The organism is Sphingobacterium sp. MYb388 (assembly GCF_037479535.1).
Taxonomy (GTDB): Bacteria; Bacteroidota; Bacteroidia; order Sphingobacteriales; family Sphingobacteriaceae; genus Sphingobacterium; species Sphingobacterium anhuiense.
Genome location: NZ_JBBGYV010000009.1, coordinates 82,124 through 103,796 on the forward strand (window position 1 = coordinate 82,124; position 21,673 = coordinate 103,796).

The 21,673-nt window shown below is 38.9% G+C and carries 13 protein-coding genes and 1 tRNA gene; 10 read left to right on the plus strand and 4 right to left on the minus strand.

Going from position 1 to position 21,673, the window contains the following annotated elements:
- Positions 1-250 precede the first annotated feature (250 nt).
- Positions 251-1,489, plus strand: coding sequence for a glycosyltransferase (locus tag WH188_RS22090; protein ID WP_339424653.1), 1,239 nt, complete (start codon positions 251-253; stop codon positions 1,487-1,489).
- Between the two features lie 2 nt (positions 1,490-1,491).
- On the opposite strand, the gene WH188_RS22095 is transcribed toward WH188_RS22090, so the two are convergent.
- Positions 1,492-2,604, minus strand: a complete 1,113-nt coding sequence (locus WH188_RS22095) for an MBL fold metallo-hydrolase (RefSeq protein ID WP_339424654.1) — start codon at positions 2,602-2,604, stop codon at positions 1,492-1,494.
- A 337-nt stretch (positions 2,605-2,941) separates the two neighbouring features.
- Between WH188_RS22095 and WH188_RS22100 the strand changes: the two genes are divergently transcribed.
- The 8 genes from WH188_RS22100 (at position 2,942) to WH188_RS22135 (ending at position 15,591) form a co-directional block, all read left to right on the plus strand.
- On the plus strand, positions 2,942-3,337 hold the full coding sequence (locus tag WH188_RS22100; RefSeq protein ID WP_168127929.1) for a hypothetical protein: 396 nt from the start codon (positions 2,942-2,944) through the stop codon (positions 3,335-3,337).
- Between the two features lie 165 nt (positions 3,338-3,502).
- Positions 3,503-4,591: an efflux RND transporter periplasmic adaptor subunit gene (locus WH188_RS22105; protein ID WP_132771647.1), complete on the plus strand. Its 1,089-nt coding sequence runs from the start codon at positions 3,503-3,505 to the stop codon at positions 4,589-4,591.
- 21 nt (positions 4,592-4,612) lie between these two features.
- A complete protein-coding gene (locus tag WH188_RS22110) occupies positions 4,613-7,780 on the plus strand; it encodes an efflux RND transporter permease subunit (RefSeq protein ID WP_132843457.1) in 3,168 nt (1,055 codons plus the stop codon).
- Positions 7,773-9,218, plus strand: coding sequence for a TolC family protein (locus WH188_RS22115; protein ID WP_339424655.1), 1,446 nt, complete (start codon positions 7,773-7,775; stop codon positions 9,216-9,218). The genes WH188_RS22110 and WH188_RS22115 overlap by 8 nt, the downstream gene beginning before the upstream one ends.
- A gap of 241 nt (positions 9,219-9,459) precedes the next feature.
- Positions 9,460-11,184, plus strand: a complete 1,725-nt coding sequence (locus WH188_RS22120; RefSeq protein WP_339424656.1) for an amidohydrolase — start codon at positions 9,460-9,462, stop codon at positions 11,182-11,184.
- Between the two features lie 27 nt (positions 11,185-11,211).
- A complete protein-coding gene (locus tag WH188_RS22125; protein ID WP_339424657.1) occupies positions 11,212-12,177 on the plus strand; it encodes a SphA family protein in 966 nt (321 codons plus the stop codon).
- Positions 12,178-12,524: 347 nt separating this feature from the next.
- Positions 12,525-13,886: a Gfo/Idh/MocA family protein gene (locus WH188_RS22130; protein WP_339424658.1), complete on the plus strand. Its 1,362-nt coding sequence runs from the start codon at positions 12,525-12,527 to the stop codon at positions 13,884-13,886.
- Between the two features lie 466 nt (positions 13,887-14,352).
- Positions 14,353-15,591, plus strand: a complete 1,239-nt coding sequence (locus WH188_RS22135; protein ID WP_243656052.1) for a thioredoxin family protein — start codon at positions 14,353-14,355, stop codon at positions 15,589-15,591.
- A 487-nt stretch (positions 15,592-16,078) separates the two neighbouring features.
- Here the strand turns inward: WH188_RS22135 and WH188_RS22140 are convergent, their stop codons facing one another.
- From WH188_RS22140 to WH188_RS22150, 3 genes are all read right to left on the minus strand, one after another.
- Positions 16,079-16,267 carry a hypothetical protein gene (locus WH188_RS22140; protein ID WP_132843451.1) on the minus strand — a complete coding sequence of 63 codons (189 nt, stop codon included), beginning with the start codon at positions 16,265-16,267 and terminating at the stop codon, positions 16,079-16,081.
- Positions 16,268-16,646: 379 nt separating this feature from the next.
- The gene (locus tag WH188_RS22145) at positions 16,647-18,617 is read right to left on the minus strand and encodes a beta-N-acetylhexosaminidase family protein (RefSeq protein WP_339424659.1); all 1,971 of its coding nucleotides are present in this window, start codon (positions 18,615-18,617) and stop codon (positions 16,647-16,649) included.
- Between the two features lie 331 nt (positions 18,618-18,948).
- Positions 18,949-19,020: transfer RNA gene (locus tag WH188_RS22150), tRNA-Glu, on the minus strand.
- 126 nt (positions 19,021-19,146) lie between these two features.
- Here WH188_RS22150 and WH188_RS22155 point away from each other — a divergent pair.
- Positions 19,147-21,657, plus strand: a complete 2,511-nt coding sequence (locus WH188_RS22155; protein ID WP_339424660.1) for a family 20 glycosylhydrolase — start codon at positions 19,147-19,149, stop codon at positions 21,655-21,657.
- The last annotated feature ends 16 nt before the right edge of the window (positions 21,658-21,673 follow it).

The window sequence follows — 21,673 nt, forward strand, 5'->3', positions numbered from 1 at the left end:
ACGAGTATTTACCCTCTTTAAATAAATAAATTGTGACCATTGTTTTAAACGTAGATAAATTTATCTCCATATCACAACAGATAGCCTGATAACGGCAAGAATCAAATTGTAGAAAAAAATGTATTCAACACCATCCTTTTATTATCCTTTTGAGCTAAGTTTCTTTTTGTAAATAATATTACAAGATGAAAAACAAGCAATTGAAAATATAATGAATAGAGTATTGTGCTTTTTACGTAAATTTCCATCGATGGAAAAACAAGAAATTCTTTTTATAGGTTTAGTCTGGCCGGAACCAAGTTCTTCTGCGGCTGGATTTCGTATGGTACAGCTACTAAAAAGTTTTCAAAAAAATGATAACACCATCACCTTTGCAAGTGCCGCATCTAAATCTCCATATAGTGCCGATCTAGTCGCTATGGGTATTAATGAAGTGGAGATCAAACTCAATGATGCTAGCTTCAACGATTTCGTTCGAGATCTTAAACCTCATATTGTTGTTTTTGATCGCTTTATGACCGAGGAGCAATACAGCTGGCGAGTAGCACAAGAGTGTCCAGATGCTGTCAGAATACTCGATACCGAAGATTTACACTTCTTAAGACACGCCCGCCAGTCCAATGCTAAAAATGGCGAACAGTTTGATCAAACCTTATTGTATTCCGATATTGCGAAAAGGGAAGTTGCCGCAATCTTACGCTCGGATATCTCGCTCATTATCTCCGAACTTGAGATGCAATTATTGACGAATCAGTTTGCGATCAATCCATCCACCCTCTATTACCTCCCCTTTTTGGAAGAAGAAATTGATGAAGCATGTATAGCGAGCTGGAAGACTTATGAAAACCGTGCTGACTTTATGTTTATCGGCAACTTTATACATGAGCCGAATTGGAACACCGTACAGTATTTAAAAACCGAAATTTGGCCCTTGCTCAGGAAGCAGCTTCCTAAAGTAAGTCTGAATATCTACGGTGCCTATCCAAGTCAAAAGGTACTTCAACTTAACAATCCTAAGGAACGATTCTTTGTTCATGGAAGAGCAGACCATGCCCAAGACACCATGTCCAGACACCGTGTCCTATTAGCTCCTATTCAATTTGGCGCCGGTGTTAAAGGTAAATTTATAGATGCTATGCAAACAGGAACCCCCTCCGTTACAACAACTATTGGAGCTGAAGCAATGTCGGGAGACCTGCCATGGAACGGGTTTATCGCAAATGAACCGCAACTATTTGTTGAAAAAGCAATCGAACTATATAACAATAAAACAATCTGGTTAGAAGCACAGCAAAACGGTATCACCATCATTAATCAGCGCTATTCACGCACGAGGTTCGAAGACGATTTTCTAATGACCATCCGTTTCATCAAAGCACAGCTTCAGGCCCATCGACAGCAGAATTTTATGGGACAGTTGCTGCTCCACCATTCTTTATTAAGCACGAAATACTTATCCTTGTGGATAGCTGAAAAGAATAAGAAATAAGCTTATTTAAGCCCTTCCCACCATTTATCATATCGTTTATCTAGCTGTTGCAAATAAACAACCTCTCCCATTTTGGGTGTTAACACAGGAATATCTGCTTCTTCCGCATACTTACTGACCAGAGAAAGCGGTTCCTTCCAGTCGTGCAGTGCCAATGCAAACTTGCCAGAATGTACTGGTAGAAAATGTTTAGCCTGAAGATCAACAACCTCCTTTAAAAGTTCGTCGGGCATGGAATGGATATAACGCCATGTTTCATTATACTGACCATTTTCCAGGATCGCCAAATCAAAAGGACCATATTTATCGCCGATAGTCTTAAAATGTTTCCCATAGCCGCTGTCTCCACCTAAAAACAGCTTATACTTTTCTGTCTGTAAAACAAATGATGTCCAAAGTGTTGTATTACGCTTAAACTTTCTTCCTGAAAAATGACGTGCAGGTGTGGCAACTATCTTAAACTCCTTTTCAAAAGATGTCTCATCATACCAGTCCAATTCCGTAACCTTATTTTCAGCAAATCCCCATCGCTCGAAATGAGCGCCAACACCAAGCCCACAGATCACATTTTTAATTTTTGAACGTAACTGTATTATGGTTTTATAGTCCAGATGATCATAATGATCATGGCTAATTAACAAAAGATCAATCGGCGGAAAATCATCAGCCTGATAAACATACGTTAGATTGAATGGCTTATTGCTCCCTGGAACAGGAGAAGCATTATCCGAAAAGACGGGATCTACAACAATGATCTTACCGTCAATCTTCAGGAGGTAAGAAGAGTGTCCAAACCAGATAAGCAAATCTGCATCGGGTAAATTTTTAAGATCCTGCTTCATAACCGGAAGTGGCATCTTAGGGCTTCGAATAGCACGATCTTTAAATAAAAAAGCATACATCGCTCCGATAAAGCTCTCGCCCTCTTTCAATGATGGAGTATGTTCCAAATTTTGAAATTGCGAATCCCTAAAATTCGGAGACTTCATCACACGTTCCAGACGTGTTCCGGTGATTTTTCCTCCAAAAAGAGGCCTCATTAAATAAACATTACCCATTACAATTAATATAATTACACTAGCAAGAACTATCTTTAAACGTTTACCGATCTTCATTTCAACCAAACTTAGATAAATTTGTATTATTTACTGTTATTATTAAATGACACGATACAAATTCATTTACTGGAAACTTCCTTATTTGAAGTCATGATCGTGATCCACTTATAAATCCAGCTACCACGATCTAGAATGATGATAAAGCGGAAATATAGAATCTGAAATTCAATCTTTGACTTGATATCATGAATAAAATCCCACAGCATATTAAACGGATAACCCAACATTATACTTTATCTCGAAATCATATGATTATATTTTTACAAAAAGCTGACAGTTAAAAAGTGTTAATATGGTGTAACATGTCGTTCTTGATACTACTTTTACCGCAAATATGAGAGCGCTGTATTTACTGGTCCTGATCTTCAATTTATTCCTATTACAGGGAGATGGAATTGTTTTGACCAACAGTCATTTTCATAGCAGCACAGGGTCTGTTTCTTCCTTCCTAGGTAAGTCTCCTGAAACAAAAATAAAAAGTTCACATATCCATTCTATCTTCAGTAAAGCGTTAAATGAACGCACATATGAAATGACAGAAGATGATGTCGAAGATGAACTTGTTTTTGAATCGCATACGATTACTGTTTTCAAAAACATTGCTTTGCTCAGTTATGCACTGGCACTGATTTTTGTTCTTAAAAATTTAAAGAACCTCCTATCGGTTTTTAAGACACAGCATTTTACTTCTACAAACAAATACATTTTACAGCGCGTCCTTCGCCTGTGATATCTCCCACTCTTCAGCATTAAAAAAATAGCTTAAATAGGCATCATAGCATGGTATATTTTCCAATCGCTATCTGTACTGTTGTTTAGCATTGTGTTCTGAAGAGCCTCTTCCGTCCTGGAATATTACCCAATTTATTACAATATATTAATAACTATTTCATCCATGAAAAGAATTAGCACAGGCATGCTTATAGGTCTGTATGCCTTATTGGTCCTAACAAGCTGTTCCCAAAAAAAAGAAGAAAAGATTGAGAACGTCCAGTATCAAGTAACCAATCCAATATTAATTGATACCACCCTCTCTAAAAACTATGTCTCCCAGATTCAATCGATCCGTAATATCGAGATCCGAGGTCTTGAAAAAGGATACTTACAACAGATTTATGTCGATGAAGGCCAGACTGTACAAGCGGGTCAGCTTTTATTTAAAATAATGCCTAAATTCTACGAAGCTGAGTATCTCAAAACGCAGGCACAAGTTAAAGCGGAAGAAATAGAACTTGAAAATACGAAAGCATTAGCAGATAAGAACATCGTTTCTAAAAATGAATTAGCGTTGGCACAAGCGAAAGTTGATCAGGCCAAAGCAGAAATGTCATTGGCAAAACTTCATGTAACGGCAACCGAGATTCGAGCTCCTTTCGCAGGAACCATCAACCGGATTCCCTTGAAGCTTGGTAGTTTGGTCGACGAAGGTGAACTTCTTACCAGTTTATCCGACAACAGTCAGGTGTATGCTTATTTTAATGTATCGGAATCTGAATACCTCGACTACCAGACGAATACGGAAAATAGAGCCAACAATGAAGTGAATTTACTTCTTGCAAACAATCAGTTACTGAAATACAAAGGAAAAGTAGAAACCATAGAGAGCGAATTTAATAATGAAACAGGAAGTATTGCTTTTAGGGCACGCTTTCCAAATCCAGATAAACTTCTTAGAAACGGCGAGACAGGGCGTGTACAAATGCTTGTACCGCTAAAACATGCCTTGATAATCCCACAAAAAGCTACTTATGAGATTCAGGATAAAACCTATGTCTTTGTCATTGACAAAAATGGAGTTGTTAAATCTAGAAACATCACCATTAGCAATGACCTTCCTGATCTGTATGTTATCTCTTCGGGACTAGCGCCCACAGATAAAATATTGATCGATGGCGTTCAAAAGGTTAAAGATGACGATAAGATAAAATTCGAATTTGTAGCGCCGCAGGAGGTTATGTCCCATTTGCAAATACACGCTCAATAATTCACCTCTAAAAAATTAACGATGTTTAATAAATTCATTCATAGACCAGTTCTGTCCATCGTCATTTCCTTGATCATTGTGTTTCTTGGAATATTGTCGATGCTCAAACTGCCCATCACGCAGTTTCCGTCCATCTCTCCACCTAAAGTAAACATAACGGCGGAGTATCCCGGAGCAAATGGCGAGCTGATGGTAAAATCGGTGTTGATCCCCCTAGAGCGTGCGATCAATGGTGTACCCGGCATGAAATACATTACCTCAGATGCAGGTAATGACGGAGAGGCTTCTATTCAGGTTATTTTCAACCTGGGAACAGATCCCAATCTCGCTGCGGTCAATGTACAAAATAGGGTTTCCTCTGTTATCAATAAATTACCGCCTTTAGTCGTTCGCGAAGGTGTAAAAATAACCCGTGAAGAGTCTAACATGCTCGTCTACGTCAATTTATTCAGTAAGGACCCCAAAGCCGATCAAAACTTCCTCTTCAACTACGGTGATATCAATATCCTATCCGAGCTGAAACGGATTGATGGTGTTGGAGTTGCCGACATTCTAGGTAACAGAGAATATGCCATGCGTATCTGGTTAAAACCAGATCGCATGCTCGCTTACAAAATATCTGCTGATGAAGTATTAAAAGCACTTGATGAACAAAGTTTGGAAGCTTCTCCTGGTAAAACGGGCGAAAGCTCTGGAAAGAGATCACAAGCATTTGAATATGTACTCAAATATCCAGGACGTTTCAATACCAAAGAGGGGTATGAAAACATCATTCTGAAATCAAATCCTAGCGGTGAAGTACTGCGTGTAAAAGATGTTGCTGATGTCGAATTTGGAAGCTCGATGTATGATATCTATTCTACGCTAAATGGTAGACCTTCCGCAGCTATTGTTATTAAACAGTCTTATGGAAGTAATGCGAGTGATGTTATTAAAAACATAAAAAGCAAATTAGCAGAAATCAAAGAAACGAGCTTTCCAAAAGGCATGGATTACGAGATCAGTTATGATGTTTCCAAATTTCTGGATGCATCAATTGAAAAGGTCATCCATACCCTTCTTGAGGCCTTCGTCCTCGTTGGTATTGTGGTATTTCTGTTTTTAGGAGATTGGAGATCTACCCTTATTCCTGCCATGGCAGTTCCAGTTTCTTTGATCGGCACATTTGCGTTTATGTCCATGTTTGGAATTACCCTCAATCTCATTACCCTATTTGCACTGGTAATGGCTATTGGGGTTGTGGTTGATGATGCCATTGTCGTCATTGAGGCTGTACACGCCAAGATGGAGGAAAAAAATCTGTCACCTCTCAAAGCGACGGAAGAAGCGATGCATGAGATAAGCGGGGCTATCGTAGCGATCACACTTGTTATGGCGGCAGTATTTATTCCAGTAGCATTCATGTCAGGACCTGTTGGTATCTTTTACAAGCAGTTCTCCATTACCATGGCCACAGCCATTATTTTATCTGGTGTGGTTGCGCTAACACTTACACCTGCGCTTTGCGCCATGATCCTAAAAAATGAACATGGACATCCAAAGAAAAAAACGCCATTAAATAGGTTCTTGACAAGCTTCAATAATCTTTTCACAAAAGGAGCTAATCGTTACCAAGATCTACTTCGTAAAATTGTTAATAAAAGACTGGTCACATTCGTACTCTTGGCAGCATTTTGTTCTGCGATCTTCTTTTTAAACAATAGCCTACCTTCTGGCTTCATTCCAAATGAAGATCAAGGCATGTTTTATGCCATTATTCAAACTCCTCCGGGTTCTACTCTAGAACGTACCAATCAAATTGCCGAAAAACTTCAGGCAATAGGTATGGGGATTGAAGGTGTAAAATCGATTTCTTCTCTGGCGGGTTATGAAATTCTAACTGAAGGTACCGGAGCTAATACTGGAACCTGTCTGATCAACTTAAAGAGTTGGGAAGACCGTAAAAACTCTGTTCAGGACGTGATGCACGAACTCGAAGAAAAGTCAAAAGATATTACCGGAGCTACAATTGAATTTTTTGGACCTCCGGCAGTACCCGGATACGGTGCCGCAGGTGGATTTGAATTGCGCCTTTTGGATAAAGCAGGTTCTGGTGACTTCAAAAAAATGGAAACCGTAAGTAAAGATCTTGTAAAAGAATTGAGTAAACGCCCCGAACTGGCATCTGTCTTTACCTTTTACAGCGCTAGTTTCCCTCAGTTTATGTTGCATATCGACAACGAAAAAGCCGAACAAAAAGGAGTTACGATCGACAATGCGATGAGTACACTATCCACATTGGTAGGAAGTAATTACGAAACCAGTTTTATCAAATATGATCGGCAGTATAAGGTCATGGTACAGGCATTGCCGCAATATCGCGCACAGCCGGATGATATCCTGAAACTGTATGTGAAAAATAATCGGGATGAGATGGTTCCATATGCGGCATTTATGACATTGGAAAAAGTATATGGTCTTTCCGAAATTACAAGACACAACATGTACAACTCTTCAGAGATCAGCGGTTCTGCGGCCCCTGGATATAGCAGTGGTGAGGCGATTAAGGCTGTTACTGAAGTAGCCAAAGCATCCCTTCCAAGAGGATACGGTATTGAATGGGCAGGGATTTCAAAAGATGAAGTTTCCCGCGGAAACGAAGCTGTCTATATCTTTCTGATCTGTCTTACTTTCGTTTACATGATCTTAGCAGCGCAGTACGAAAGCTTTGTCTTACCACTTGCAGTTGTACTTTCTTTACCTGCAGGTATTTTTGGCGCATACTTCTTACTGAAAGTATTAGGTCTTGAAAACAACATTTATGCGCAGGTAGCCATGGTTATGCTCATTGGTTTGCTCGGTAAGAATGCGGTACTGATCATTGAATTTGCGGTACAAAAGCACAATGCCGGCAGTTCGGTTCTTGCTGCGGCAATCGAGGGAGCTGGGGTGCGATTCCGTCCGATCTTGATGACATCCTTTGCATTTATTGCGGGTCTTATTCCGCTGGTATTTGCTACAGGACCTGGAGCTATTGGAAATAAAACCATAGGAAGTGCTGCCGCCGGCGGTATGCTCATAGGAACCGTATTTGGTCTACTCATCATACCTGGACTATACTATATTTTCGGAAAAATTGCGTCGAAAAGTAAATTAACGTCTTACGAAGACGAGAATCCATTATCAGAAGAAATCGATCACAATGTATAATATTAAGATAAGAAAGTGGATCGGAATAGCCGTTTTGTGCTTTATAGTCGCAAGCTGTAAAGTACCCGCTATTCCAATTGTAAAAGAGAACAAGGTACTTCCTGTAGCGTTTAATGACTCGACAGCTTCATCTCAAGACAGTTCAAACATGATTGTTACGCCATGGCGTGACTTCTTTTCAGATCATTACCTGAGCAGTCTGATTGATACAGCTTTGAAAAACAATCAGGAGCTTATGATCACTTTGCAAGAGATAGAAATTGCGAAGAGCGAAGTTCGGTTTAAACAGGGACAATTACTTCCTACTGTTGAAGCGAGAATCGGAAGCGGTGTCGAAAAAGTTGGACGCTATACAAGTCAGGGTGCAGGGGATGCGAGTACTGATATCGCACCCGGAAAGAAATTCCCTGATCCGCTCATGAATTATGAAGCTGCTCTTACCGGAAACTGGGAGATAGATATTTGGGGTAAACTGCATGATCAAAAAAAGGCTGCTATAGCACGCTACCTCTCGACAATAGAAGGGAAAAACTTTGTTTTGACCAATTTAGTTGCTGAAGTGGCCAACAGCTACTACGAGTTACTTGCGTTAGATAACCAACTCGATGTGGTACAGGAAACTATCAAGCTCCAGAAGAGTGCACTAGAAGTTATCCAAGCACAAAAAGAGGCCGCAAGATCAACCGAACTTGCGGTTCAGAAATTCAAAGCTGAAATGCTCAATTCGCAAAGCTTAGCGTACGAGATCAAGCAGGATATTCAGGAAACTGAAAATAGGGTTAATCTTTTATTGGGACGCTTTGCGCAAAAGATCCCACGGGATAAGAACAGCTTTCTAACGATGATATCACCCGCGGTTCATAGTGGTATTCCTTCCCAGTTATTAGCCAATAGAGCAGATATCAGAAAAGCAGAATTGGATCTAGCGGCTGCAAAATTGGATGTTAAAGTTGCCCGTGCAGAATTCTATCCCTCTTTTAACATTTCTGCAACTTTAGGTTTAGAGGCCTTCAAACCCTCCTATTTTGTAAAAATGCCGGAGTCTATGTTATATTCGCTTGCTGGAGAACTTGCTATGCCTTTGATCAATAAAAATGGTATTAAAGCTGAATTTAGCAAGGCTAGTGCACTGCAGCTACAAGCAATGTACAACTATCAGCAGACGATATTAAGTGCTTATGCCGAGGTTTCAAACCATCTTTCCAAGATCAGCAATCTGCAAAAAAGCTATGATCTTAAATCACAGCAGGTAGACGCTTTAACAAAATCAAACGATATCTCTAATGATTTGTTTAAATCTGCCCGGGTTGATTATTTCGAAGTACTGATGACCCAGAGAGATGCATTAGAAGCAAAGTTAGAGCTGATTAAAACAAAAAAAGATCAGTTGAATACTGTCGCAAATACCTACCGTGACCTTGGCGGGGGGTGGAAATAAGAAGAATACTTAAGGTAAAAAAGCAGACATTGAAGGGCTTACAGTTAATCTGTAGGCCCTTTTGCTTTATAGTTTTTTATCATGAAATTAAGAGCCTCTTCTCTTCTCCAACTACGACGCTGTTTTATTGTGCTTCAGCCATAATTTTTAAAACTTTAAAAGCAAAAAACAGTTTATAGTAGAAACTATTGATTAAATTCAATAAAGGTTTAGAAAAAGTTAATTTACTAATACTAACGCTATGTGGAAGAAATACAATATAAACATCATCTTTTTTGCTTTGATCATTACAGGTTGTAAAAGCACTAAGAATGATGCGGACATCCTCTATTACGGAGGTCCGATCTTAACCATGGAAGACGGTAATCCTCAAGTGGAAGCGCTTGCTATTAAGGATGGGAAAATTCTTTTTGCAGGTACGAAGAAAGAAGCCATGAATTATGCTGGTTCTAAAACCGCTGAAGTAGATTTAGAAAACAAAACGTTGATGCCCGGATTTATTGATGCACATAGTCATGTTACTTCGCGAGCAGGCATGTCTCAGGCTGTTGACCTTTCTCCAACTCCTTACGGTACAGTAAACAGTATTGCAGAACTGCAGACCACACTAAAGGATTATATCAAAAAACATCAGCTGGATCCAACTACTCCAGTGATGGGGAATGGATATGACGACGCGATTATTAGTGAGCATAGACATCCGACACGTGCTGAGCTGGATGCTGTAAGTACAACAAATCCCATAATCGTGATTCACACTTCAGGGCATGCCAGCGTTATCAATACGGCTATGTTCAAGTTACTACAGATTCCTGAAGATGCTAAAGATCCGCAGGGAGGACATTATGGCCGCGATCCGAAAACCCATCGTCTAAATGGGAAATTGGAAGAAAATGCCAGTTTCACGGCACTAATAAAGTTAACCTCACTTTTACCAAAACCGACCGAAACAGATGGTTTATCACAGTCCCTTAAAGATTTTTTAGCGGCGCAGGATGAATGGTTTAGTTATGGACAAACCACGATATGTGATGGCCGAACTATGGGTGTAGGACTTACCTTACTTCGAGAAGCAGCGGCCAAGAAGCTAATAAAGGCAGATATCGTTTATTTTCCTGATTTTGAAGCCAACAAAAAGGAGTGGGAATCATTTTTATCACATTACATGAAATATGAAAATAACCTCAAATTTGGAGGTTTCAAATTTTCGGATGACGGCTCTCCACAAGGTAAAACAGCTTGGTTGACACAACCCTACTTAGTTCCTCCTGAAGGACAAAACAAAGATTATAAAGGCTTCCCAATTTTTACGGATGAAGTTCTTTATGAAGATTTAAAAACGATTTTCTCAAAAAACATCACCGCCCAGCTACATGTGAACGGAGATGCTGCTATTGATCAGGCACTGCGTGTAATAGGAAAATTAAAAGAAGAAGGGATTTATAAACCGGAAATCCGTGCCACACTCATTCATGTGCAAAATAGTAGACCTGACCATATTGCGAAAATTAAAGAAGTGGGTGTCATACCTTCATACTTCTCTGGACATGTTTATTTATGGGGTGATTGGCACTACAACAGTGTCTTCGGTCCGCAAAGAGCTGCTTTTATAAGTCCTGCAAATGCTGCAAAAAATGCCGGGATTACATTTACCATACACCACGATGCTCCTGTCACGCCACCGGATCTGATAACAGGTGTGTATTCTGCTGTTAATAGAATAACACGTTCAGGTATGGTCCTGGGTGCAGATCAACGTATTCCGGTTATCGATGCGTTAAAAGCGATCACCATCAATGCCGCTTATCAATACCAAGAAGAGGATATAAAGGGTTCATTAAAAGCAGGAAAACTTGCAGACCTTGTTATTTTAAATAAAGATCCTTTGACCATTGATCCGAAAGAATTACGCTCTGTTCAGGTCTTAGAAACAATCAAGGAAGGTAAGACAGTATTTAAACGATAGCTACGCATATTAAGAAAACTTATACCAATGAAAAGAATAATCAATTTATTACTGTTGCTATTTGTGAGTACCAGTAGCTTTGCTCAAGGACATTACAATGGTTCATCCTTTAATCCAAATGATTATTTTGCCCCACATGCGGGCTTTATCATTCCAGTATGGTATGGCTATGCCAATATGAACTATTATAATAAGCAGGGGAATAAATCGGATCAGCTGATCAATCCGACACCTAATAATCCGACGACTCTTAATATCGAGCAAAATGTCAAGACCCATTCATTTATCTTAATGGCTATTTATGGCGGCAAAGGTAAAATCTTAAATGCAGACTGGGGAATGATGATCATTCCAACCCTTAATAGCCCCACGGCAAGTATTGCTTTAGATTATTATTCGCAACAGACAGGCGCTGGCCGTTATAATTTCACAAATAAAAGTCTCGGTTTTGGTGATATGTATATCCAGCCGATCTGGCTCTCATGGAAAGATGGAAAATTCAAATATGCGTTAAATTACGGCGTGTGGGCTCCCACCGGAAAATATGAACCCAATAGTTTAGACAACGGCGGTCATGGTTACTGGTCTCACAATATTCGAGGGGCATTACAATACAAACCGCAACCCAAAATCAATCTGAGTATTGCGCCAACCTTCGAGATCAATCAATGGCAAAAAGATACTGACTTCAAAGAGGGAAGCCATCTAACTGTCGATCTCGGAGGTTCTTATCTGCTCAACAGCCGTGGCGATGAAGTTGGTGTATTCGGGCACTACACCAAACAGGTTTCAGATGATAAAGGAACTGAAGGTAGTTTCTTATCAGATCAGACAGCAGGAGTTGGTGGCTTTGTTTCCTACTGGATTGTACCTAAAAAAATTGGAGCAATGGCACGTATAACCCAGAACTTTGCAACAGAAAGCCGATTCGGAGGTATGGCTGTACAGGCTGGTGTTAATATTTTAATACCTTCAAAAAGTGCATCTCACTAGATAATTTGAATTCAGATTGACGATATTATCGCTTTAAAGGATCTATTTGCAAAAAAGTGATTGAATAAAAGGTTGAACAGGTAATTTCTATCCCGTTCAACCTTTTTTATTAATATACTCTTGATCGTTAAAAAACGTAATCAATTTTATACCTTCTTATCATGCTCCACAGGGAACAAAGAGACTAATTAATTAAAACATAGACTAAGATTATATTTGGTTTTACACGCATATATAATGGACGGATTAGAGATCGCAGAATGTTGTAATTTATTGCGAATTAATAATAAAATAAACATTTTGACCAGTTCTTTGTTTTCTCTTAATAAACCATAAACCAACAAATTATGCCTGATTTCAACCTGAACCGTAGAAAATTTATTCAAGGTGCTACTGCTGTTTTAACTTTATCTGCTCTACAAGCAAAAGGGGTTTCCTCTGCAAGTACACTTAAAAATATGCGGGTCGGATTGATTGGAGCAGGTTGGTACGGGAAAAGCGATCTATTTAGACTCATGCAGGTACGCGATATTGATGTTGTAGCAATCTGTGATGTGGATAGCAAACATCTGGAAGAAGCTGGAAAATTGATCAGTGAACGCCAAATATCCAGAAAAGTACCAAAACTTTACAATGATTACAGAGCAATGCTCGACGCACATAAACTGGATCTGGTACTCATCGGAACTCCCGATCACTGGCATGCGCAACAAGCAATTGACACAATAAGTTCTGGTGCACATCTTTATCTCCAAAAACCCATTAGTATTGATGTTCTGGAAGGCGAAGCGATACTAAGCACAGCAAGAAAACACAATAAAAAAGTACAGGTAGGTACACAGAGAAGAAGTACAGCCCACCTTATAGATGCTAAAAACAACATCATAGATCAAGGACTGCTTGGTAAAATATCACATGTCGAGATATGCTGTTATTATCATATGCGTAAAAATGGAAATCCTGCAGTAGAACCTGTTCCTGACTTTCTGGATTATGAAATGTGGACAGGCCCGGCTCCATTGCGTCCTTATGATGGTTTACCACATGGTGGCTGGTGGCGCACTTTCATGGAGTATGGTAATGGTATTACCGGCGATATGGGTATGCATATGTTCGACACTGTTCGTTGGCTTTTAGGACTTAAATGGCCGGAAAAGATTACTTCAACAGGCGGGATATTTGTGCAAAAAGGCGGAAAATCCAATATTGCGGATACACAGACTGCTATATTTGAATATCCTGACTTAAATTGCGTTTGGCAGATGCGGTCCTGGGGAACTCCTGCAGATCCAGGATACCCTTGGGCATTTGTTATCTATGGAGAAAAAGGTACTTTAAAAGGCAGTGTCATGAAATATGAGTTTATTCCAGTTGGTAAAGGAGAGCGCATTGCTATGGATGTGGTTTATGAGAAAGAAAAATTTCCAGCAGATCTCAATGAACCCAGAATCGAACTGCACACCGCTCCTGCTACCCGTCAACATATGCTGAATCTTTTATCTGCGATTGAAAATGACCATCTCCCTATTGCTGATATTGAAGAAGGACATATCTCAACGGCAAGTTGTATTCTGGCCAATCTATCCATGTTATTGAACAGACCATTGGTCTACGACCCTATTAAAAAAAAATGTATTGATGATCCTGAAGCAACCAAATTATTAAGAAGACCTTACCGGGCACCTTGGAAACATCCATTTTTGGGATAAATCTTAAACTTAGAAAACTGGTGTACTCAAATTGTATATTAGCATAAATCTTAATAATCATCAAATATTTTTTTGCTTATTGAAACTAAAAAAAAGTATTGACTCATAATTAGTACTAAGGGATTATTCTATATGAATCAATGATCAAATTGGAATTCTTTTCAGATGAACGATTGGTGAGAATAGTGAGTGTATATCAACTGTGGCCCCCTTTATAATAGTCCCGTTCGCTGGGGTCATCGATACGCATAATCAAATGGATATTTGTCCAGCTAAGATTCGCTACGCGCTGCGTAGAGAATTGGTCAAATTCAGGGAACTGACCATTATTAATTGGGTTATGATATTCCGAGCATTGACTTATTGATTAATCCGCCGTTTCGGTTCTACGGGTTCTGAAGATTTTTTGTAATATTTTTTGATAAGCTTTTATTTCAGTAAATTCACATATAAATATCAACTGATTATGAGAAAATTAATTTTAATGTTATTCTTGGTTCCATCATTACTATTCGCTCAGAGCAAGGGTGTTAAATTTGAGCATGGTCTCAATTGGAATCAAATTAAAGAAAAGGCAGCCAAGGAAAACAAATTTATTTTTGTCGATTGTTTCACCACTTGGTGTGGCCCCTGCAAGTACATGACAAGCACAATCTTCCCACAGGCGAAGGTAGGTGATTTCTTCAACGCCAAATTTATCAATGCCAAAATCCAAATGGATAAGACCGAAGGGGATAATCAAGAAGTAAAATCCTGGTACGCGGAAGCAGATCGTTTTGCCAAAGATTATAAAGTAGTAGCATATCCTACTTTCTTGATCTTTGATTCAAAAGGCAAGCTTGTACACCGAATTGTAGGGGGCGGTGATGCGGATGGATTTATTGCTAAAGCTCAAAAGGCATTGGATCCGAATACCCAGTATGAAACCCTATTGGCAAAATTCAATGCTGATCCACAAAATACAACGATTGCAAAAGCTATGGCCCAAGTGGCAAAAGAAGCTTATGATAAAGAAACACAGGCAAAGGCTGAGAGCATTGTATTATCTTCGCTATCAACAGATCAGCTCTTTACAAAAGACAATTTAGAGTTATTGATTTCTTCTGCGAGCATTAAGGATTCGAAAGCATTTAACTTAATAAAAGATAACCCAACCAAGTTTGATGCCATCAGCGAGAAGGTTAAAGCAAATGATTTCTTAGGTAAGCTATTGATCAGTGAAGCTGTCAATACCAAAATACTGGCTAAGGAAGATGTAGATTTTGCTGCTATAGAAAAAGAACTGGCTCAGAAATACCCTACAGTCAATACCGAAAAAACGAGTTTGGAAATGCAACCGCGTTATTTCTCTTATACTAAAAACTATCCTGGATTGAGAGATAGTTTTAATAAGTATATTGCCAAATACGGTTCGACGGTCACAGCAATGGAATTAAACCAGATGGCTTGGTCTATCTTTGAAAACTGTGATGACCCAGCTTGTTTAAAAGCGGCTTCAGAATGGAGCAAATTATCACTAGAGAAAGAAAAAGATACACCGATGTATCTAGATACCTTTGCCAACCTTCTTTATCGTCTAGGTGACAAAGATCAAGCAATCAAAACACAAGAGAAAGCGATATCACTTTTGACTGCAAACGATAAAAAAGAGGATTATATAGCAACGCTTCAAAAAATGAAAAAAGGCGAAAAAACTTGGGAATAAACAATATCCCAAAACAAAAAGTCCAGATCGACGAAGTTGATCTGGACTTTTTTATTTCAATAGGAATAATTAGCTTACAACTATTTGCTTATCAAAAAGTTAAATGAGTATTGCATTCATCTATCACTCTGAATAATCCAATTGAAACCCAAAATCGAGGTAAGGATCATCAAAAAAAAGATATGCAATCTAAATTTTCTTTGTCAATATTTGAGATGAAGTCTACTTCCGAATAACTATTTATATCATGAGATTTTAGAAAAAAAACTTTTCATAAAAAAATTCCATGGTCAATTTCGCGGTATGGCGAAAGGAATCTCCGGACGCACTTGACCATTTCGCCACGTGGCAAAATTATACAGCCACCATTCCGATGCATTTTCCCGAGTATCCATATTAATCCGTCATCTCGGTGAATCACTTAGTCCTTCCTCCTCCCGCTTTCATGAACCTCAAAAACTCTTAGACATATTGCGAAGCCACACAGTCACCAGTGTTTCTCATTTCCCCGAGTGTCCAAGCCATTTCCCCGCCCCTCTAAATCACATCGACCTAGGTATAAATGCTTTTCTCCATCGTCGAAACCGCTACGCCATAGCGCGAAGACATGCTCCGTTGCACACAAAGCATAAAACTGACGACTTCCTAGCTTACTTGGAATGCGCCAATTCTTCATTATTTGGCACTTAACCAGACTCTTTATTATCGCAGTTTAATTACTGAACATCTCGTTGTCAAGTCATCATTAGTTTATTCTTCACCTGTGGCCTCCTTGATATAATAGTTCCGTTCGCTGGGTTCATCGATACGCATAATCAAACGGATTATTTGTCCAGCTAAGATTCGCTACGCGCTGCGTATAAAATTAGTCAAATTCAGGGAATACTTGTTAGAACTGCCTCATTTTCCACAAATTGACTTCTGATAAGATTTTTAAGAGTTATTCCAATGGCCGGTAAATGCCCCATGAGAAAGATAAAACAAATAAATGTTCACTATTTCACACATGTTCATGGAACGTGAACATGCGTGAAATAGTGAACATAAAGTATGATCTACTTACTACCTTTTGCTATATAAAGTAATTTGGGTGCATCTTTAATAAATACATCCAATACTCCGTCTGCAATTTTAACTGGCCCTTCAAAGCGAGTCGCACCTGGTGTTGATGGAATAGCAGCAGCCCTTTTAGCGAGTTCTTGAGCTTTATCAAAATAACTGATACTATTGCTTTTACCCATTTCTACCTCCTGCAAACCTAAGACAACAGATTCTAAAGCCTCTCCCCATATTGCCATCGCATCTAACCATGGTCCAGCTTCACGGACAAAACCCTTATCAATTGTTCCTGAACGAATAATATTTGGAGCATTTCTAAATTCATGAGCATGATTTATTAGACTTTTAATAGCCTGCGCACGGTTATCTTTATTACCATAAGAAACAGCATCTCTAAACTTATCTAAAATTAACTTTAATGCTGGTGCTTGCACTTGCCAAGGGTGTGTTCCAAATGTTGGGGCTAAGTGCTGGGTATCGAAAAACAGCAATAATGCCTGAGTGGTTTTTGGATTATTTCCAGCTAATTGACGCGCAGCAAATGTCCAAGTACGAGAAGCATCGTAATCTTGATCATTCCAGGCAAAAGCAGCCACTCCCGATATTGCCACTCTACTAGCAGCTTCCTGATTCATTGGATTGGACAAAATGCCGGCAAGCTGTTTTGATAACCCTGCTTCCCTTCTATCATATGGTGCTAAAAGAAGCCTTCCTTTAGATTCTGCATAGTCATTTACAGGATAATTATCCCAGAGCAATGTTGGTTTTCCAAAAACCTTAGTAGCCGCTTTTGCATCATTTATTGAAATTGATGGCGGAACGACATCTGTTCCTGTCCATTGAACAACGATATCTTGATTTAAATTTTTACGTAATGCGGCTTTATATGGGGTTTCTTTGGCATCATAATACTCGGTGGGAACCATAATTAAATTTGGCGCCTCAGGATCTACTCCCTTGATATAGTCCTGCAATTTATTTAATAATGAAGATTGTGCTACCGCGGCAGCTTCGGGGCCAGATTTTCCAAAAGTGATGGAGTCTTGATTACAATTCCATTTTTGATATTCAATATCATCTAATGCCAAATAAAAACTACGCACACCCACGCTTCTTAACGCATTTACTTTGTCTTTTAACAGATCAAAATCTGTTTTACATGAAAAACAAATCGTTGGACCAGGCGATATTGCATAAACAAAGTTGATATGATTATTGGTTGCAATCTTTGCTATACGACCAAGTTCTGATAATGTGTCTGCTGGATAAGGCTCTCTCCATCTATCTCTAGCGTAAGGATCATCTTTTGGCGTATATACGTAGGTATTGGCTTTAACAGAGGATAAAAATAATAAATGTTGCTCGCGCTCTAGCATAGTCCAGGGTTTCCCGTAGAAACCTTCCACCGAACCGCGGATAGGCTGAGCTGGATAATCTTGAATCAATAGTGATGGAAAGAAAGCGCTTGTGATTAACTGTGCGAAGCTTTGTGTGGCATGAAATAGACCATGCGCATCATGCCCCATTAATGAAATTAAAAAACCTTGATCTTTTTTTCCACTAGAAATTACATAACCTTCTTTATGAGTATCTAAAATTGCCTGGTTGTTGCTAATAAGAGATTTTCCGTCTCCATTTTTGCTCTCCCCCAGAACCACTACTGTACCTCGAATTGACTTTGGAATCTTTTGGGTTGTATTCACATTCTTGACTCCTGCCTTGTTCAGCATCTTCACTACTGTGGTCTTAGTATATTCACTAACCTCTGGTAATGCGACTAAAGTAATGGTCTGTCCAAGAGGAAAACTCTCGCCTTGAAGTTCCATAAACACAGGTGAGGGAAATATAGAAGGAAGGGTTGATACCGTAGCGGTTTCAAAATTCTTTTGCTGAGCATACCCCAATTTTAAACTTCCGCTTAAAATAACTGCCCCTAATAAACCATATATAATTTTTTTATTCATCATTAAATTAAGTTTAATTTCTATGCTAATTAATAGCATAAATTCCAAAAATAATATAATTCACCCATATAACTTCCATGTATGTGATTTATTACATAATCAAACTCCCCGTACGCACATCTTAAATTTAAATTGATTAGTATGACAACGATGCCACAGATAGAGAATAAAAAGATGCTACATCTGCTTCTTTGGGGATAGATTAATTGATGAAAAAAATGGAATTAAATAGGGTATTAATTTATAGAAATCACACAAAATACTTTGGCATAAAATAGGACATATGCCAAATAAAGCGCATAAAAAAAGCGACTCTTTTGAAGTCGCTTTTTTGTAGCCCGTAGGGGAATCGAACCCCTGTTTCTAGAATGAAAATCTAACGTCCTAACCCCTAGACGAACGGGCCTTTTTGTGTTTCGGTGTGCAAATATAGAAAGGTTATTGAATATTTCAAAATAAAAATGAAAAATTATTTATTTCTCTAAAAATTGTATCTTTAGATCACACAACAAACTAAACAACTTATAGATTCATGAGTTATCAACCGTATAAAAAGTCCATTTGGCTGTCTACTACAATGGCATTATTGACAGCAAATCTCTTTGCCCAGTCTCCTGCAAACATTGAAAATAAGATTTCTGTACGCTGGGAAGTTCCAACAGGAATAAGTTTAAAGAAGAACCCTACGTCAAAATTAATCATTAAAAATACAGACAGTCAGCAAATTGCACTTAAAGATTGGTCACTATGGTTTAATTTCATCCGTGGAATAGATGCAAAATCTGTTGATTCCCGTTTTAAATTGTCACATCGTAATGGAGATTTATTCCAGATCGAATTTGCAAAAAACAATCTAACACTACAGCCCAAAGATACCATTGAAATCAATTTTACAACACTCGGTGGCCTGATAAATTATACGGATGGACCAATCGGGCTTTACGTAAGCTATGATGGTAAAGACACCTATGCGGACATCAAAAACTATGAAGCACAACGCAATACCTTTACAGCAGAACAGCGTAAAGCCTATTTAGAGCAGAAGTTTGCGAGCAATGAGCTTCTTTCTAAAGGCTCACAGCAGGATATTCTTCCGCTACCGGCGCAAGCAAGCTTTGATAAAACAAAGTCATTTAAATTGACAAATACCGTTTCAATCAATAGCGATAATGATTTTAATAATGAAGCGGGTTTATTCATACAGTTCTTAAAAGAACAAACAGGAATACAGGCACAGAAAAGCACGAGTAAAGACGCTCAAATCAAGATCGTTAAAACTGCAGGCTTTGAAGATGAGGCTTATGCATTGAATATTGATAGCAAAGGAATCGAAATTAAAGCAAGTACCGCAACGGGTGCATTCTACGGCTTACAGTCATTAAAATCTTTAATTCCTGCCGCAGCATGGAGCACGACGAATAAATCATTGAATTTCCCATATGCTCAGGTAAAAGATCAGCCCCGTTTCCCGTATCGTGGTCTCATGCTGGATGTGGCACGTAATTTCCATAGCAAAGCTGAGGTAATTCGTATTTTGGATGCAATGGCGCAGTACAAACTGAATAAATTTCACTTCCACTTCATCGATGATGAGGGCTGGCGTTTAGAAATTCCAGGATTACCTGAATTGACTGAGGTCGGTAGTGTACGCTCTGCCAACTTTAAAGATGGAAAAGCCATACAACCGGCCTATGGATCTGGAGCGGTAGCAAAAGAAAAACAATATCTAAGCACGCAGGACTATATCGAGATTTTACGTTATGCAGCCGCAAGACATATTGATGTCATTCCAGAAATTGAAACTCCTGGACATGCACGTGCTGCTATAAAATCAATGGAAGCGCGATACAATAAACTTAAAAAAACAGGAGACCTTAAAGGTGCGGAAGAATATTTATTACATGATCCGGAAGACCTATCGGTATACAACTCTGCACAGAACTGGAACGACAACGTTTTAAATCCTGCCTTACCTTCTTCGTACCAATTCTTAAGTAAGGTAATCGATGAAGTGAAAAAAATGCATGAACAAGCCGGAGTACCTTTAAAGATCATCGATCTAGGCGGTGATGAAACGCCTGCTGGCGTCTGGGAAAAATCTCCGAAGATCGAAGCTTTCATGAAAGAAAATAACATCACATCCGTACATGATGTGTGGCCATATTACATTAACCGTATTAATGAATTATGCCACTCTAAAGGTTTGATCATGTCGGGCTGGGAAGAAATGGGGATGAAAAATTTCGGAAAGGGAATGGATGTAAATCCAGCACTAGCAGACCATAACATCAACTTAAACGTCTGGAATAACCTGATCGGTGGTGGACAGGAAGATTTAGCGTACCGCCTAGCGAATGCAGGTTACAAAGTTGTCTTTACTTCTGCCTATAACAACTATCTGGACATGACCTGGGACCATAACTTTGCTGAGCCGGGACATAGCTGGGTAGGATTGGTTGATATTAACAAAACATACTCGTTTGCTCCGGAAAACTATTTTATTAACCTGTTCAAAGACAATTCAGGAAACGAGTTACCGAAAGATTTCGCAAAAAATAAGGTGCATTTAACGGAAAAAGGCAAAGCAAACTTCTTGGGTGTTAAAGCTGGACTTTGGTCTGAAAAAATAAATAACGATACGCGTCTTGAAGAAATGATTTTTCCACGCTTATTGGCAGTTGCCGATCGTGGATGGGCTCCGGAACAAAGCTGGGAAAATGGCGAAAATTTTGATCATCAGACTTACCAAAAAAGCTATGCTGGATTTATGCAGAAGTTAGGTAATGATGAATTGAAGAAATTAGATAAATTAAATAAAGGGTATCATTATCGTGTACCTGCTGTCGGAGTAAAATTGATCGATGGAAAGTTAACAGCCAACACCGACTACCCAGGTTTTAAAATTTACTACAGTGAAGATAACACGGAACCTACTTTAAAATCAAAAGAATATAAAGGAGCTATTCCTTTTAATAGCAAGTCGACCTACAAGTTTAGAGTAATCACTCAGATCGGAGACTTGGGGATTGTTTCGACATACTAAAATAGAACGTTCACAG